General features: G+C 73.1%; 11 protein-coding genes. 6 read left to right on the plus strand and 5 right to left on the minus strand.

What is annotated here, in order from left to right:
* Window positions 1-499: 499 nt before the first annotated feature.
* The gene (locus tag WME98_RS31730) at window positions 500-3,799 is read right to left on the minus strand and encodes a S8 family serine peptidase (RefSeq protein WP_437945450.1); all 3,300 of its coding nucleotides are present in this window, start codon (window positions 3,797-3,799) and stop codon (window positions 500-502) included.
* 404 nt (window positions 3,800-4,203) lie between these two features.
* Between WME98_RS31730 and WME98_RS31735 the strand changes: the two genes are divergently transcribed.
* On the plus strand, window positions 4,204-4,674 hold the full coding sequence (locus WME98_RS31735; protein ID WP_437945451.1) for an NUDIX hydrolase: 471 nt from the start codon (window positions 4,204-4,206) through the stop codon (window positions 4,672-4,674).
* A 143-nt stretch (window positions 4,675-4,817) separates the two neighbouring features.
* Here WME98_RS31735 and WME98_RS31740 read toward each other — a convergent pair whose 3' ends face one another.
* Window positions 4,818-5,294, minus strand: a complete 477-nt coding sequence (locus WME98_RS31740) for an N-acetyltransferase family protein (protein WP_437945452.1) — start codon at window positions 5,292-5,294, stop codon at window positions 4,818-4,820.
* A 302-nt stretch (window positions 5,295-5,596) separates the two neighbouring features.
* Between WME98_RS31740 and WME98_RS31745 the strand changes: the two genes are divergently transcribed.
* Entirely contained in the window at window positions 5,597-6,733 is a 1,137-nt protein-coding gene (locus tag WME98_RS31745) for a hypothetical protein (protein WP_437945453.1), read from the plus strand.
* A 182-nt stretch (window positions 6,734-6,915) separates the two neighbouring features.
* Here the strand turns inward: WME98_RS31745 and mdh are convergent, their stop codons facing one another.
* Window positions 6,916-7,857, minus strand: coding sequence for a malate dehydrogenase (gene mdh / locus WME98_RS31750; protein WP_437572033.1), 942 nt, complete (start codon window positions 7,855-7,857; stop codon window positions 6,916-6,918).
* Window positions 7,858-7,987: 130 nt separating this feature from the next.
* Here mdh and WME98_RS31755 point away from each other — a divergent pair, with 130 nt between their 5' ends.
* The gene (locus WME98_RS31755; protein ID WP_437945454.1) at window positions 7,988-8,950 is read left to right on the plus strand and encodes a phosphoribosylaminoimidazolesuccinocarboxamide synthase; all 963 of its coding nucleotides are present in this window, start codon (window positions 7,988-7,990) and stop codon (window positions 8,948-8,950) included.
* Between the two features lie 62 nt (window positions 8,951-9,012).
* Entirely contained in the window at window positions 9,013-9,261 is a 249-nt protein-coding gene (purS, locus tag WME98_RS31760; protein WP_020733510.1) for a phosphoribosylformylglycinamidine synthase subunit PurS, read from the plus strand.
* Window positions 9,262-9,295: 34 nt separating this feature from the next.
* Here purS and WME98_RS31765 read toward each other — a convergent pair whose 3' ends face one another.
* Window positions 9,296-10,219: a hypothetical protein gene (locus WME98_RS31765; RefSeq protein WP_437945455.1), complete on the minus strand. Its 924-nt coding sequence runs from the start codon at window positions 10,217-10,219 to the stop codon at window positions 9,296-9,298.
* A 166-nt stretch (window positions 10,220-10,385) separates the two neighbouring features.
* On the minus strand, window positions 10,386-11,300 hold the full coding sequence (locus tag WME98_RS31770) for a hypothetical protein (RefSeq protein WP_061629580.1): 915 nt from the start codon (window positions 11,298-11,300) through the stop codon (window positions 10,386-10,388).
* A gap of 295 nt (window positions 11,301-11,595) precedes the next feature.
* Between WME98_RS31770 and WME98_RS31775 the strand changes: the two genes are divergently transcribed.
* The gene (locus WME98_RS31775; RefSeq protein WP_437945456.1) at window positions 11,596-12,699 is read left to right on the plus strand and encodes a hypothetical protein; all 1,104 of its coding nucleotides are present in this window, start codon (window positions 11,596-11,598) and stop codon (window positions 12,697-12,699) included.
* 141 nt (window positions 12,700-12,840) lie between these two features.
* On the plus strand, window positions 12,841-15,483 hold the full coding sequence (locus WME98_RS31780; RefSeq protein ID WP_437945457.1) for a HEAT repeat domain-containing protein: 2,643 nt from the start codon (window positions 12,841-12,843) through the stop codon (window positions 15,481-15,483).
* The last annotated feature ends 64 nt before the right edge of the window (window positions 15,484-15,547 follow it).

Genomic DNA, 15,547 nt, shown 5'->3' on the forward strand with positions numbered 1-15,547 from the left:
CTCCATCATGGCAAATATCATACGAAGATTTGCGAGACTACCCGTTTCACCTCGAAAGAGCGCGCGGGGGCTCTTTCATCGCGCCGCGTAGCGCCGCATAGCGCCGCGATGCGATCGGGTACCGCCGAGAGGTGCGCTCCTGCCGGAATGGAGAAGGAGCGCTAGAAGAGCGAGGCGCGAGGCGATCACGAGACACGAGACGATGCGCGCCTCCGCGCGCACGAACCCGTCGAGCGCGGGCGCGACGCACGCGCTATGCTGTGCAGCTTGCGATCGACGACTGTCCGGCGCTGGGTGAGCGCCGGATGCGGCGAAGGGGAAGCCGACGTCCTGAAGGCCTCCGTCGATGTGCATCGCGGTGAGGTTCTGCCGCGCCACCTCGCGCTCCGTTCACGTGACCTCGGGGCCGCCGAAATCCACGACCTCGAGATTCGCCCGTCCACGGTGGATGACGCTGATCGCGCGCTCCGTGGGCACGGCGACCGTGTTGCTGCGGTTATCAGCACACCTGCCAGATCGTCACGGTGCGCGTCGCAGGCGCGGATCGGTTTCCTCCGGAGTCGATCGCCTGGAGCGTGATCCTGTGCGTGTCGCCGAAGCATTCCCCCGAGTACAGCCGCGCGACCACGCGGCTCCCCCTCCCGAGCTCCGCCGGCTGATCGTTCGTCCGGTCCGTGGTCCAGACCAGGCTCTCGCCGCTCAGGGGGCCGTCCTCGATGTCCATCGCCGAGCCGACCAGCGTCACGTCCTTGAACCACCTGGAGCGCTCGCTGTCGTAGCCGTCCCACGGTTCGAGCTCCAGGTCTCCGGCGGGCGCCACGATGCTCGCGGCGGGCGGGTCGTCCGTGCAGGTCCTCGCGGAGATGAGCACGCTGTCGAGCGGCGCCGAATCGTCGTAAGCGAGGAGCTCCACGCGAGAGGTCCCCTCCGCGAACGACGTCGTGAGCGACCTGCCCGTCCCGTGGCTCGCGCCGTTCGCGCGCCACCGGATCCGCGCGTCCGGCACGACCACCGAGCCGAACCCCGGAAACAGGACCTCGGCCATCAAGGTCATCTCCTCGTTCGCGCAGACCTCCACCGCGCTCGCCGGCTGGGTGATGCGCCCGACCGGCCGCGCCGGGATCGGCGCGGAGGCGGTGACCTTGTAGACGTTGTCTTCGCCCATCGCCGCCCCCACGGCGAACTCGATGCGCTCTCCCGCCTCGGCGACGACGCGGTACGTGCGCTGCGTCGACGTAGCGCTGACCGCCAGCAGCCGGCCCTGGACGATCGTCACATGACCGTAGGCGGTCGCGTCGGGCATCTCCAGCGTCACCGTGACCTCCTGCGGCGCGGCCGGGGAGGCCGGCAGCTGCAGCCGGTAGAAGTCGACGTCGGGGGCCGCGGTCACCGGTCGGTCGGTCGGCAACGTCAGGATGGTCCCGCTGACCGATCGCCCGAAGGGCAGCGGCGTCGCGGTCTCGGCGGTGTCGTTCCGCGCGAGGAGCTCGCTGAAGTTCAGCGACGCATCGGAGAACCCCAGGGCGGCCACGTCCGGCACGTCGGCCGCGGCCATGACCGCGGCGAGCGGGTTCACCAGCTTGCGGCGCCGATCGGGCTGGTCGGCGTAGCCGAGCGCCGTGAGCTCGGCGTTGCTGAACGTGTTGTCCGGCGACAGCAAGATCTCCTTGATGCGCGCGACGATCCGGGAGCGCTCCGCCGCGCTCAGGCCCTCGGATCGCGGGTTCAGGCGGCGGTTCGCCGCCTGCATGTTGGCGATGACGCCGGCGATGAACGGGGCGGCGGCGCTCGTGCCGCCGAGCTCGCGGCGCACCCGCGGAGCGTCGATGTCGTCGACGCCCTCGGGCGCGAGGTACGCCGTGCGGATGGGGGCCCAGATGTCGACGCGGTCTCCGTAGAACTCCGCGTTGTCGAGCCCCGCGCCGACGGCGCCCGCCACGATCGCCTCGGGGATCATGGCCGGGACGATGCCCCAGCGCTCCGTCCTCGGGTCGCTCAGGTCGACGAGGTCGCGCACCACCGCGGGGAGCGACCCGCGCGACAGCGCGTTGCCGGCGATCGTCACCACGGGGACGCCCGCGGCGGCCGCGCTGCGGACGCCGGCGCTGATCGGGCCCTTCAGGTCGCCGAACGAGAGCGTCGCGACGCAGGCCGCGGTGGCGACGGCGGCCGAGCCCACCGCGGCGGCGCACGCGATCGCGCCGACGATCGGGATCGCGCTGGCCGCCGCGCACGTGGCCGCGGCGGCGGCGTGCGCTCCCGCCAGGACGACGCCGCAGATCCCGAGGCGGCCTTCCGGCGCGCAGATGTCGACGTCGGGGCCGAGGTTCGTGAGGATCCGGCACGGGTACCCGCCGCTGATGTTCACGACCGAGGCCCCCTGGGACACGGCGAGCCTGACGCCGCGCCCGATCTCGAACGCGTACGCGGCCGCGTCGTACTTGTAGAGCATCGGGACGGCGACCTGGCCCGCCACGCCCGCCGCGCCGACGCCGTTGTTCACCTTCGCTCCGATCGTCGCGACCACGCCGGTCCCGTGCCACGATCGCTTGCCGAAGAAGCTGTTGCCGACGGTCGGCGGCCCCCACGCGGCTCCGGGCCCGCAGCGGACGCCGCCGAACCAACCCGCGGTCATGTCGCACGCGACGACATCGCCGCGGTCCGGCCAGCGGAGATCGTCGGTCGGCGCGAACCCCGTATCAAGGACGGCGACGTTGATCCGCTCCTCGTCAATCTCCCACAGCGCGTTGAACGCCCACACCGCCGGCACGTTCTCCACGCAAGGCCGGCTCGCGTCCCCCGGCACGCAGGGCAGCGGGCTGCCTCGCGCCGGGGTCATCTTCATCGAGTGCGTGAGGTGCCCCTCCTCCGTCGCCGAGATGACGGGCGCCCCCTGCAGCTGCAAGCGCGGGTTCACCCCCACCTGGTAGCCGTCGAGCTGCAGCTTCATGGCGAGCGAGGCGATCTGCAGCGCGCCCGCGTCGCTGGCGTACAGCGGATCGTCTTCCCCGAGCAGCGCCCGCAGCGCGGCCGCGTCCGAGGCCCGCTCGCGGCTCGGGTCGACCTCGACGAGCACCGCGTCGCGGCCCCCCTCCTCGTCGCTCTCGAGCGTCGCCTTGACGCTCCCGCCCGTGTCCCTCAGGAACGCCTCGAGCTCGTCGCCGTCGGCCGGGTAGAGGATGAGCTCCCGCGTCGCGATCTGCACGGGCAGCCCTCCCCTGGGGAGCAGGGTGCCGTGCGGCTTCGCGCCTGCGCGGCCCTCGTCGTCGCTCATCGCGACGCCGGCGTCGACGGTCGGCGCCGCCGCCGCGGGGTCCGCCAGCAAGGCGAAGTCGAAGACCACGTCCTCCTCGAGCGCGCCCTGCGGCGCCCGCGTCTTGTCGACGAAGTACTGCGCATAGAACAGCTTTCCGGGCCGCGCGCTGAGCACGCCGTCGTTGAGCGCGCCGCCCCCGTCGGCCTGGACGCGCAGGGGGGCCGTCGAGGCGAAGCCGGCGCGCGAGGCGACGAGCTCGAGGAGCTCCACGTCGCCCGTCTCGGGCGCCGCGAGGGCGATCGTCAGCGGCCCGGGGCCGAGGTCGACGCCCCCCGGGTCGAGCGTCGCCGACAGCGCGTCGCCCGCATCGTACACGACGCGGTCGAGGCGCAGCGCGAGCCTCGGCGGCCGCTCGACCTGGGAGAACGTCGCCTCGCTCGGCGGGCTCGGCGCGTCGCCGCGGCGCTCGCCGCCTCCGGCGCTGCAGGCCGCGACGGCCCCGCACGCCAGCGACATCCACCTGAAACACGGGCGCTTGAGCATGGATTCCTCCTCCTCCGGTGAGCTCGGCATTCGCGGAGAGCGCAGAGAGGCGCTGGGGCGTCCGCGAGGGCGGCGGGCGGCGACGCGGGCCGGCGCCGCGTCGACACGGCGGTTCCCGCGATGCGTTGTCCGACGCGGCGCTCCGCGCACGGCGTCGAGCCGTGCGCCGATCGCTCCGTCACAGGCGGTAGGAGCAAACGCGGTGCCGCCCGCTCGTGCCTCGATTTCACGGCCGCCGCCGTCTTCAGCGCGACGGCGGCGCCTAGAACCTCGCCTCGCGCGGGATCCGCGTCGAGGGCGAGCGCCTCCGCGGGGCAGCGGCCCGTCGTCGCGCCGCCCTGCGCCGCGGCGCGTGCATCTTATTTCGAGCGGCCTTTCCGGATAAGCTGTCGGCCGGAGCGATCATGTCCCGCACGCCGATTCCGACCTGGTGCTTCGCCGTCGTGCTGGTGAGGCTCCAGCAGCGCTTCTTGCTGGTGCACGAGCGCAAGCACGGCCAGCTCTGGTATCTGCCGGCGGGCCGCGTCGAGCCCGGGGAGACGTTCGCCGAGGCGGCGCGGCGCGAGGCGCTGGAGGAGACGGGCGTCCCGGTGGAGCTGGAGGGCATCCTGCGCGTCGAGCACAGCCCGAGCCGCTACGAGTCGCGCTTCCGGGTCATCTTCCTCGCGCGCCCTGCGGACGGCACGCCGCCGAAGAGCCAGCCGGACGAGCACTCGCTCGAGGCGCGGTGGGTCACGCTGAAGGAGCTCCGGGCCTTGCCGCTGCGCGGCCCCGACGCGGAGTCGTACTGCGCCGACGTGCTGGCCGGGGCGCAGGTGTTCCCTTTGTCGCTGCTCGGGGCCGAGGGGGAGCCTCTCCTCGTGGGCGGGCGGTGAGCGGGCGCGCGTCGGCAGGCCGCTGAGCCGGCGCCCCTGTTGCCGAGGAGCGCGGGCTCTCTCGTCTCGAAGTTGAAGCACGACTTGCCCTGCATGCGCTCCTTGAGCTCCGGGCTGATCCGCCGACAGCTCGACCGACGAGATCACGTGAGCTTCAGCTTCATCCCCTCGTGGCTCGCCACGAAGCCGAGCCGCTCGTAGAACCGGTGCGCCCGCCGCCGCACCTTGGTCGACGTGAGCTGCACGCGGAAGCACCCCCGCCGCCGCGCCTCGTCGATGACCCATCGCATCATCGCCTCGCCGACCCCGCGGCTGCGCAGGCTCGGATCCACGATCACGTTCTCGACCTGCGCCACCCGTCCCCCGAGGTACGCCACGTGCTGGATGATGGTCAGCTGGAATGCGCCGGCGACGCGCCCCTCGACCTCGGCGACGAGCAGCGCGTTGTTCGGATCCTCCGCGATCGCCGCGAGCGCCTCGCGGTAGCGCGGATCGAGCGGTGGACCGGGGTGATCCGTCTTCAGGATGCCCTCGTCCTGGATCGAGAAGAGCTGGACGACCGCCGGCAGGTCTGCCTCGGTGGCGCGGCGGATGGTCGGTGCGAGCTGCGGCTGACTCATGCCCGGCATTCTGCCTCATCCCGAGCCGGCGCAGGGCGCTGTGCAGCGCCCGCCCGCTCCCGGCGCCCGCATGACGCGCTCGCCTCGAGGAGCTCGGCGACGCGCCGCGTGAAACCATCCTCGCGGACCGGCCACGGCGCGCGAGCACGCGAGCAGGAGAGAAAGTGGCGTTGAATCGAACTACAGGCTCTCTCTCTTCTCTATGTCTCTGGGATTCGCTTCGTGGCCGTGTGCCGTCTGGACACGAGCGATCAAGCCGTGCAGAGTCACCGCATCACGAAGTCATCCGGAGGACAGTGTCGATGCGCGTAGTCAACACAGCCAGCATCCCCGCGATAGAGTCTCTCAAGGCGGATGAGCGCACCCTGCTCGGGCTGTTCAGGGATATCCGGAAACACGAGGAGCTCTCGGCTTTCCTGCCCGAGGCGTGCCGCCTCTCCCTGAGATGGGTGCGCCTCGCCCCGGGTCAGCCGATCAGGCCTCGTCAGCTCCCCGGCAAAGGCATGATCGTCATCACCGACGGTTCGGGCGAAGTCATCGGAGGCTCGGTCCGGAGGGTCCAGGCGGGAGACGTCGTGCTGGTGCCTCCCGGCGGGCTGCAGGGGCTCATCGGCGCGGCGCCGGACGGGCTCTCCGCGATATCCATCCACTTCGAGGGAGAGGACGCCGGCTGGGACACGCCGTGCCTGTGCGCGACGGCCGCCCCGGGCGGCGCTCCCCCGGATCGATCGGAGTCTCCTCTGGATCGCCTCGTCGAGGAGAACGAGGCCCACGCGCGGGAGTTCGCCGGCAGCCCCCTCATGCAGCTCATCCGATCGGAGCGCGCGCTCGGCGACGACGTGAAGCGACGGATGCTCGGCGCGCTCCAGATCTGGTCGAACGCCTTCCAGAAGGTCCTGTGTGCCAGGGTCGTGTTCGAGTCGCACCCCGCCGCGATCACGATCGCCGAGCGTCATCTGGCCGAGGAGGTCGGTCACAACCGGCGGCTCGCCCGGATGCACGGCCCGCCGTCCTCGCCGTCCTGGGACCGGGGCATCGCCGCGGCGTCGTCGTGGTTCATCGAGCGGATGGGCTCGGCGTCCACCGAGGAGCGGACCGTCCTCATCCACTTCGTCATCGAGCGCTGCGCCGACATCCTCCTCAGCGCCGCCCAGCAGATCTTCCCCGACTCGGACTATTTCGCCACGCACGCCGAGGTGGACGCGGAGCACTTCAGGCTCGGGTACGAGCTCCTGAAGAGCCTCCCCGGCCTCGACATCGCCCCGCTCCGGGGCGCGCTGATCGAGGGCTGGCAGATGATGAACCTGATCTGCCAGCGCATCAGCGACATCGCCGAGCGCGGCTGCGGCGCGGCGGCGGAGCTCCCGGCGCCCGACGTCGTCGCCGGCGACATCTCGCGCGGGCGCGCGGAGCTCTCGATGGCTCCCGCCGCGGAGTGAGCTGCGGAGATCTCGGATGTGAGGAGAAGATCTGCGGAGCGAGGAGAAGAGAGGAGCCACGGAGGCGCGGAGGACACAGAGGGAGAGATGAGAGCTTTTCTCTCATCGATGTCCTTCGTATCTTCTGCGCTCTCCGCGGTTTCTCCTCGTTCGTGAGCCCGTGATCGCCCGTGGACCCGGCGTCAGCTCGCGGCCTTCACCACGTCGGTGATGCCCTGGACGCTCTTCGCGCTCTTCGCGAGCATCTCTTTCTCTTCCGCGGTCAACGGCAGCTCGACGATCTTCTCGACGCCTTTGCCGCCGATGACGACCGGGACGCCCATGTAGATGTCCTTGTAGCCGTACTCGCCGTCGAGGTACGCCGCGGCCGGGAGCAGCCGCTTCTGGTCGAGCAGGTAGCTCTCGGCCATCACGACGGCGCTCGACGCGGGCGCGTAGTAAGCGCTCGTCCCCATCAGCTGCACGATCTCGCCGCCGCCCTTGCGGGTCCTCGCGATGAGCGCGTCGAGCTTCTCCTTGCTGATGAGCTCGGTCGCGCGCACGCCGTTGATCGTGCACGCCGACGGGATGGGCACCATGTCGTCGCCGTGGCCGCCGAGGACCATCGCGCGCACGTCCTTCACCGACACGTTCGCCTCGCGCGCCAGGAACAGCTGGAAGCGCGCGCTGTCGAGCACGCCCGCCATGCCGAGCACGCGCTCGCGCGGGAAGCCCGTGCGGCGCTTGAACTCGTAGACCATCGCGTCGATCGGGTTCGAGATGACGATCACCAGCGCGTTCGGGCAGTGCTGCTTCGCGCCGTCCGCCACGCTGCGGATGATCGGCAGGTTCGTCGCGACGAGGTCGTCGCGGCTCTGGCCCGGCTTGCGCGGGATGCCGGCCGTGATGATGAGGACGTCGGCGCCGGCGCAGTCGGCCCAGTCCGAGGTCCCCTTGATGGACGCGTCGTAGCCGAGCACGGCGCCGTTCTGCTCGAGGTCGAGCGCCTTGCCTTTCGCGAAGTCGGTCTTCTGAGGGATGTCGAAGAGCACGACGTCCCCGAGCTCCTTGCGCGCGATGAGGGCCGCGAGCTCCCCGCCGATGTTCCCGGCGCCGATGAGGGCGATCTTCTTTCGGTTTGCCATGGGCGGCCCCTTTACCACCCCCCCGGCCGGAGACCAACGGGGGTCCCGGCCGGGGCGCGGGGGGAGGAACTCGGCCGGGGTCTTCGGAAACCTGTCGACTCGGCCCGCGAGGCCGGGTAAGCCGCGCCCCATGGTCACCGAGGACGATCTGCGCACCGCGCTCGGCCGGGTGCTCGAGCGCACCTCGCTCGAGGGCCCCTTCGCCCGCTACGAGGGCAAGGTGCGGGACTGCTACACGACGCCGGACTGCCGGCGCCTGCTCGTCGTCACCGACCGCATCAGCGCCTTCGACCGCGTGCTCGGCACGCTGCCCCTGAAGGGGCAGGTGCTGAACCGGCTCTCCTCGTTCTGGTTCGAGCGCACGCGGGGCGTCGCGCCGAACCACATGATCTCCCAGCCCGACCCGAACGTCCTCGAGGCGATCGAGTGCACGCCGCTGCCGGTCGAGATGGTGGTGCGCGCCTACGTGACGGGCGTGACCTCGACCAGCATCTGGACGCACTACGCGCGCGGCGAGCGCGTCTTCTGCGGCCACCGGCTCCCCGACGGCCTCCGCAAGAACGAGCGCCTGCCGCGGCCCATCCTGACGCCGAGCACCAAGGCGCCGAAGGGCGGGCACGACCTCTCCGCCTCGCGCGAGGAGATCCTCGCCCTCGGGACGATCGCGCCGCGCGACTTCGACGCCGCCGCCGAGATGGCGCTCGCGCTCTTCGAGCACGGCGCCCGCTTCTGCGCGGACCAGGGGCTGATCCTCGTCGACACCAAGTACGAGTTCGGCAAGGACCGGAGCGGGAACATCGTCGTCATCGACGAGATCCACACCCCCGACTCGTCCCGCTTCTGGTTCGCCTCGTCCTACGACGAGCGCTTCGCGGCCGGCCAGGACCCGGAGTCGTTCGACAAGGAGTACGTGCGCCGCTGGCTCGCCGCGCGCGGCTTCCAGGGCGACGGGCCGATCCCGCCGATCCCCGACGAGGTCCGGATCGAGGCGTCCCGCCGCTACATCGAGGCGTTCGAGCGGATCACCGGCGCGGCGTTCGTCCCCGACCTCGAGGACCCGGCCGTGCGCATCCCGCGCAACCTGGGAGTGTAGGTGGGCGCGGCCTCGCCCGTGCCCGTGCTAGCGTCGCGCAGAGAGCGCTTGGAGCAAAGCCAGTGAAAGCCGTCGTCACCGTCCGACTGAAGAAAGAGGTCCTCGATCCCCAGGGCGACGCCGTGAAGCGCGCCCTCACCTCGCTCGGGTTCCCGGGCGTGAAGGGCGTGCGCGTGGGCAAGATCATCGAGATCGAGCTCGACCCCTCGCTCGGCAGCGCGCCCGATCTCGAGGCGCGGCTGAAGAAGATGGCGGACGAGATGCTGGCGAACACCGTCATCGAGGACTACGAGGTCACGCTCGCGCCGTAGCCCCGCCGCCGCGCGCCGCGGCCGCGGGCGGCGCTCACGCCTCGGGCGCGACGAGCTTCTTCGCCCAGAGGATCGCGTCCTTGCGGGCGCGGCCGACGACGAGGTGGCGCGCCAGCACGGCCGAACGGCGGAAGCCGTTCGCGAGCAGCGCGGCGCACAGCTCCTGGTCGTCGGCGGGGGCGAAGGTGAACGTGCTCACGGCCTTCTCCTCGACGAGGCGCTCGCACAGGGCGCCGATGGCCGCCGTCGTGGCGAGCCGCTCCGACTCGTGGCGCGGCGAGGTGAGGAGCTCGAGGAACGAGTTCCCGAAGCATGACTGCATCTCCCACGCCGCGTGGAGGGTGAAGCCGCCCCGCGCGGACAGCGCGTAGCCCGTCCGCACGGCGTCGCGCCCGAACGGCTCGAAGCCCGTGAGCGCCCGCCCGGCCCGCTGCGCCGCCGCGACCGCGCGCCGCAGCTCGGCGGCGCTCGCCGGCGCGATCTTGATCGCGGGCATCGGCCGCCCCTCGCCTTCCCGGAGCAGCCGCCTCGCGCGGGCGATGGTGCGCTCCGCGAGCAGGACCGCCGGCGACCCCGCCGTGTCCTCGCCCTCGGCGCCCTCCTCGCCGTCGCTCTCCTCGCGGAGCTGCGAGGACATCTGCGACACGACCGCCCCGAGGATCCACGCGTCGCTGCGCTTGTAGAAGCCGGGGATCGAGCCTTCCCGGACGAACCCGAGGCGGGTCCAGGTCGGCACCTCGTCGCGCTCGACCAGGGTGAAGATCTTCTCGACCCCCTCGCGCTTGGCGGCCGACAGGACGAAGTTCCGCTTCGACGGCGTCGGCCCCGCCCGGAAGTCGATGATGCGGAGCGTCCGGTGCCGTCGGTTGACCAGGAGACAGAGCGAAACAGCGTCGTTTCGGAACAGGAGCTCGTCGACACCGCTGCTCGACGTCGAAGACAAGTTTCTCGCTGCCATACCCCTCGTGCTCGGCGCAGGCGTGATGCCTCAGGTCACGCGGTCATTGCAGAATTGCAAATTGCAGATCTGAAACGCCCCCTAGCAGCCGGGGCCCACAGCGTCAACGATGTCGGTGAGGCCGTTGAATCGGGGGAGGGGGGAGGGGGGAGGGCGCGGAGAAAGGTCAGGGGGCCGCGGCGAGCCGGCCGGCGTCGGCGGGCTTGACCCCGAGCGCCACGAGCGCATCCTTGAGCTTGGAGCGCTGGAGGGAGATGCGGGTCGGCATCCCTCCGGAGATCTTGAAGGTCTCGAGGAAGTTCACCCCGCTGTCGAAGCGGGCGGCGAAGGTGACGCTGTCGTTGTCGACGACGACGGAGATGGGCGCGCGCTCCTGCCCGATGAGGAGGAGCAGGGTCTTGTCGTAGGGCCCGCCTCGCTGGGAGGCGTCGACGAGGACCAGGCCCGGCTCGACGCGCTCGTAGCGGAGCGCGATCCGGCGGGTCTCGGCCTCCATGACGGCGAGCTCGGCGCCGGCCGCGTCGATGGGGGTCCAGAGCGACGGGTCGGAGAGGCCGGACGCGAGGTGCCGGACGATGAGGCCGAAGAGGGCCTGGTCGCGGGGGCGGGCGCGGAGGGCGCGGTCCATGCGGGTGGCCACGGGCCCCGGGACGCCGATGCGGGTGTCGATGGCGCGGGCGTCGTCGTCGCAGCCGGGGTAGGGCTCGACGCCGCCGCGCATCCACTTGGCGCCGCTGGCGAGGCCGTCGAAGTCGACGTGGCAGACGAGGGTGTCGACGCGCCCGGCGCGGGCGACGACCTCGGGGGTGATCATCTCGGGGCAGGCGCCGTGCTCGGCCTTTGTCGACAGGACGAAGCGGGGGTCGCCCGCGAAGCGCGCGTGGTGGGCGCTGTCGTGGTGGTCGACCCAGGCGGCGAGCCGCGGCCCGAGCTCCTGGATGAGGGGGAGGGTGACGGTCTCGAAGCTCTTGCCCCCCGCCTCGGAGGCGAAGGCGATGTCGAGCACGGCGACGTTGCCGCGCAGATCGCGGGCGCGGGGGAGCTTGCGGGGGGAGGCGAAGGCGAGGTCGAATCCGTGCATGGCGTCGCTTCCGGGGAGGCGGGCACCGCCCCGCCGGGCTGCCCGGCGCGAGCCGCGTCGGGCGCCTTGCTCCATACACCCGAAATGGCGTAAGCGCTGCGGCGGAGGACCTTTCTCGGGCGGGCCCTGAATGATCCGCTAGGATGATCCGACCAACGGCAGGGATGGCTCGGCGCTCCCGGGCGTTCCAGCAGTGCGCCGCCGCGGAGGCTGGCGGCTCAGGCAGACGCGACAGGAGGGGACCGCGCCCGGGATCGCCGCGAGCGGGGCTGCCCGTGTACGTCGGAGGAAGTGGATGAGAAGCGACGTTCTGGGACTTGGTCTTCTGGCTCTTGGGGGGATGCTCTGCGGCGCCGGGCTCCCGGGCGCGCCGGCCGTCTCCGAGGCGAGGGCAGAGCCCGCTCAGGTGGCGGTGTCGGCCGCGCAGGCGACGGGCGCGGCGGTGCAGGCGGCGGGGGCGGCCGCGCCGGTGGTGACGGGGCCCGCCTGCAAGCTCAAGGGGACGGCGCCGGTGGGCAAGGGCGCCCGGCTCTACGACGCGCCGAGCGGCGGCCGGACGATCGCGAACTTCACCGGCGCGCTGGTCCCGATGACGCTGAGCGCGATCCCGGCGGACCCGCCTTCGGGCCGGGCGCGGCTGAGCACGTCGGACAGCGGGCCGGCGCTGCGGATCGACGGCTACGTCGCGCCCTCGGACGTCGCGGTCTACACGACGCGCGACATCCCGGTCGTCCAGGGGCACATCTGGATCTCGAGCGCGCACAAGGTGAAGCTCGTCGCGGCCACGGGCGACTCGCTGCGCGCGGAGCTCTCGATCTCCGGGTCCGAGGGGCAGACGGCGAGGGCCTCGGCCTCGTGCGACGCCTTCTCGCTGCAGCGCGGCGTCCCCGCCAAGATGGAGGTCCCCGGCAGCGCCCGCGGCTACCTGATGAAGACGTCGACGATCGAGCTGTTCGATCGCCCGAACGGCGACGTGATCTTCACGCTGAAGATGCTGGAGGGGACGGCCCAGCTCTTCTGGAGCACCGAGGCCAAGAACGGGTTCGTCCACCTGATGTCGCGGGGCGACCTCACGATCGACGCCTGGGGGCGCCTCAAGGACCTGGAGGCGCTGAAGAAGGGCGAGATGATGGACCAGTACATCCCGCCGACGACCGCGGTGGCCGGCGCGCAGCTCGCGCTCGACAAGGCGCCGCCGATCGTGAAGGCGACGCGGTCGATCCCGGTGCGCGCGCGGCGCGACGAGAAGGAGAAGCCGGTCGGCGAGATCGAGGCCGGCGCGGAGATCTACCTGCTCGAGACGGTCGCGGGCTGGACGAACGTGCTCCCGAAGGCGCTCGGGATGACGCCGCCCGACGAGGGCGGCTTCTGGATCCCCGCCTCCGAGACGCCGAAGTAGCGAGGGCGCGCGGGCCTGCGGCGGAGCGCGGGGGGCCCGACCGGACGACGCGCCGCAGCGCGGTCAGGGGCGCTGCGGCGCCCCGCTCGAGGCGCTCAACTCTCGAGAGCTCGGCCGCTCGAGGCGACTAGGATGGCGCGCATGAGCCGTTCGCCGTTTCGTTCCCGGCGGCCTCGCGTCGGCGCCGCCGTCGGGGTGATCGCAGCCTCTTCGACCCTCCTCGGCAACGCCGCGGCGCAGGTCGCGCCCGTGGTGCTCCCGCACGCGGCGGGCCAGCAAGCGCTCGCCGTCCGCGTCGATCCCGGCGGCATCACCGCCCGCGCCTGTCCCGCGAAAGCCGCTTGCGCGCCCGACGGCGGCAAGGTCCTCGCCGTGCCGCCCGAGGTCGCGCCGCTGCTCGGCGGCGCGCGCGTCGTGCCGATCGCGCTGGCCGACGGCAAGCACCTCGCGAAGATCGAGGCGCCGGCCGCGGGAAAGCCGGCTCCCGCGAGCGCGCCGGGCGCCGCGGGCGGCAGCTGGGCGATGCTGGTCGCCGCGCCGCTCGCCGGGAAGGGGACGGAGCCGATCGTGCTCTGGAGCGGCTGGACCGGCGTCGCGACCGGGGAGCACGGCGAGGGGCGGAGCGACGCGGTGGTCGTGGAGCCGCTCGGCAGCGGCAGCCGCGTGCTCGTCGGGCAGCTGCGCGAGGACGTGACGATCTGCGGGCGGCCGGCGCTGGTCGGCGCGAGCGAGGTCGATCCCCGGACGATGACGCTCCTCAAGGGGGCGAGCTTCCAGAACCTCCCGGCGGAGGAGCGCCGCGCCGCGGGCAAGCTTGTCGCGGAGCGCCGCGAGGCCGACGCGGCGGCGCCCGCCTTCCGGCTGCTGCGCCCGACCGCGGCCTCGAGCGCGGTCGGCAAGCGCTTCGCGGAGATCGCCGACGGCGACCCGAAGACCGCGTGGTCCGAGGGGAAGGCGGGCGCGGGCCGGGGCGAGTTCGTGTCGTTCTCGTCGGCCGACGAGGTCGGGATCACGGGCCTCGGCCTGCGCATCAAGCCGCAGGACGGCGTCGACGGCGGCGCCGCGCCGCGGACGCTCTTCGTGGCGACGCCCGATCGGCTCTTCCAGGTGAGCCTGCCCGAGGACGCGTGGCTCAAGGAGCCCGCCGGCTACGAGGTGAAGCTCCCCGAGGAGATCAGGGCCTCGTGCCTCGCCGTCGTCCTCGACGAGGCGTACGCGCCGCGGGGCGCGGGCGACCGCGGCGCGCCGTCCGGGCCGGAGGTGCGCGTCACGATCGCCGAGATCACGGCGCGCACCGCGTTCGACGGGCAGGGCTCGGGGGCGCTCGTGGGCGCGCTCGCGGGCGGCGGCGAGCGATCCAGGGCGGCGGCGGCGCTGCTCGCGCGCAGCGGGCCGGAGGCCGTCGACGCGGCGATCGCCGGTTACGACAAGCTCGACGCGGCGGGCAAGCAGCTCGCTCGCGGCGTGATCGACACGGCGCCGTGCGTGGTGCAGATCCCGTTCTTCACCGCGCGGCTCGCGTCCGGCGCGGCGGCGGCCGCGTCCGGCGCGGCCGCCGCGCGGTCCACGTCCGCCGCGCCAGGGCGCGCCCCTCGCGCGGCGGCGCCCGAGCCCGATCCGGAGCTCCACCACGCGCGCGATCGCATCCGCCGCTGCGGGCGCGCGGCCGCGCCGGCGCTCGCGGAGATCGTGAAGGGGGGCGCCGCCACGGCCAAGGTGGCGGCGGCCCGCGAGCTCGCGCTCGTGGCGCCGGCCGAGGCCATCCCGGCGCTGCTCGACGCCCTCGCCGGCGCGCGCGGCGCGACGCGGCGGGATCTCCGGTCCGCGCTCGCGCTGGCGGCGCGGAGCGAGCGGGCCGCGCCCGTGGTCGAGGAGGAGGTGCAGCTCGATCGGCTCCGCGCCCGCCCGGAGGGCGCGCAGCTCGATCTGCTGCGCGCGCTCGGGCCGGCGCTCGGGCGCGTGAAGGGCGGCGGCGCGGCGTTCCAGGCGCTCGCCTCCGCGGCGCCCGCGCCCTTCGAGCGGCGCTACCTGCTCCAGGCGCCGGCCGCGGCGCTCGCCCGCGTCGGCGAGGCGCCCGCGGAGGCGTACCTCCGCGCGTCGCTCCGGAAGGACGCGGACCCGCACGTGCGCCTGCGCGCCGCCGAGGTCGCGGCGGAGGTGCCGGCCCTCGCGCCGGACCTGCTCGCGGCGGCCTCCGATGCAGACGTGCGCGTGCGCGAGGCGGCGATCGTGGCGCTCTCGCGCGCGGCCTCCGCCGGCGCGAAGCTGCCGGCCGGCGCGGCCGAGGCGCTCGCGGCGCGGCTCGCCTCCGACCCGTGGACGTTCATCCGCGGCGGCGCCGCGCTCGCGATCGGCGCGATGCCGGCGACGCCTGCGGGCGACCGGGCGCTCGTCGGGGCGCTCGCCGACCCGTCGCCCGAGGTGCGCCGGCACGCGCTCGACGGCCTCGGCGCGCACCGGGCCACCGCGCACATCGAGGCCGTGCGCGATCGGGCGGAGGACAAGGAGGAGGACGTCGAGGTGCGCGCGCGCGCGATCCTCGCGCTCGGGGCGATGTGCGACGCGAGCTCGGTCGACCTGTGGACGCGGCTCGCGCTGCGGGCGAAGGCGCCGATCGGCGAGCGCGATCAGCGGCTCGGCTCGGCGGCCCTCGCGGCGCTCGGGGCGGTGCACCCGGCGGATCTGCCCGCGCGCCTCAAGCCGCTGCTCGACAAGGACACGCCCCACGGCCTGCGCGAGACGGCGAGGGCCGCGCTGGCTGCGGCGCCTCAGTGCCGCCGGTGAGGCCATCAGGCCGGGCGCACGGCCGACGGCGCGACCCACGACGCGGGTGATCGGGCGTCGAGCG

The organism is Sorangium sp. So ce296 (genome assembly GCF_051529605.1).
Lineage (GTDB): Bacteria > Myxococcota_A > Polyangia > Polyangiales > Polyangiaceae > Sorangium > Sorangium cellulosum_D.

Excerpts from the sequence above, each read along its gene's own strand:
- WME98_RS31730 (WP_437945450.1), bottom strand. The coding sequence starts at position 3,799 with ATGCTCAAGCGCCCGTGTTTCAGGTGGATGTCGCTGGCGTGCGGGGCC.
- WME98_RS31735 (WP_437945451.1), top strand. The coding sequence starts at position 4,204 with ATGTCCCGCACGCCGATTCCGACCTGGTGCTTCGCCGTCGTGCTGGTG.
- WME98_RS31740 (WP_437945452.1), bottom strand. The coding sequence starts at position 5,294 with ATGAGTCAGCCGCAGCTCGCACCGACCATCCGCCGCGCCACCGAGGCA.
- WME98_RS31745 (WP_437945453.1), top strand. The coding sequence starts at position 5,597 with ATGCGCGTAGTCAACACAGCCAGCATCCCCGCGATAGAGTCTCTCAAG.
- mdh (WP_437572033.1), bottom strand. The coding sequence starts at position 7,857 with ATGGCAAACCGAAAGAAGATCGCCCTCATCGGCGCCGGGAACATCGGC.
- WME98_RS31755 (WP_437945454.1), top strand. The coding sequence starts at position 7,988 with ATGGTCACCGAGGACGATCTGCGCACCGCGCTCGGCCGGGTGCTCGAG.
- WME98_RS31765 (WP_437945455.1), bottom strand. The coding sequence starts at position 10,219 with ATGGCAGCGAGAAACTTGTCTTCGACGTCGAGCAGCGGTGTCGACGAG.
- WME98_RS31770 (WP_061629580.1), bottom strand. The coding sequence starts at position 11,300 with ATGCACGGATTCGACCTCGCCTTCGCCTCCCCCCGCAAGCTCCCCCGC.
- WME98_RS31775 (WP_437945456.1), top strand. The coding sequence starts at position 11,596 with ATGAGAAGCGACGTTCTGGGACTTGGTCTTCTGGCTCTTGGGGGGATG.
- WME98_RS31780 (WP_437945457.1), top strand. The coding sequence starts at position 12,841 with ATGAGCCGTTCGCCGTTTCGTTCCCGGCGGCCTCGCGTCGGCGCCGCC.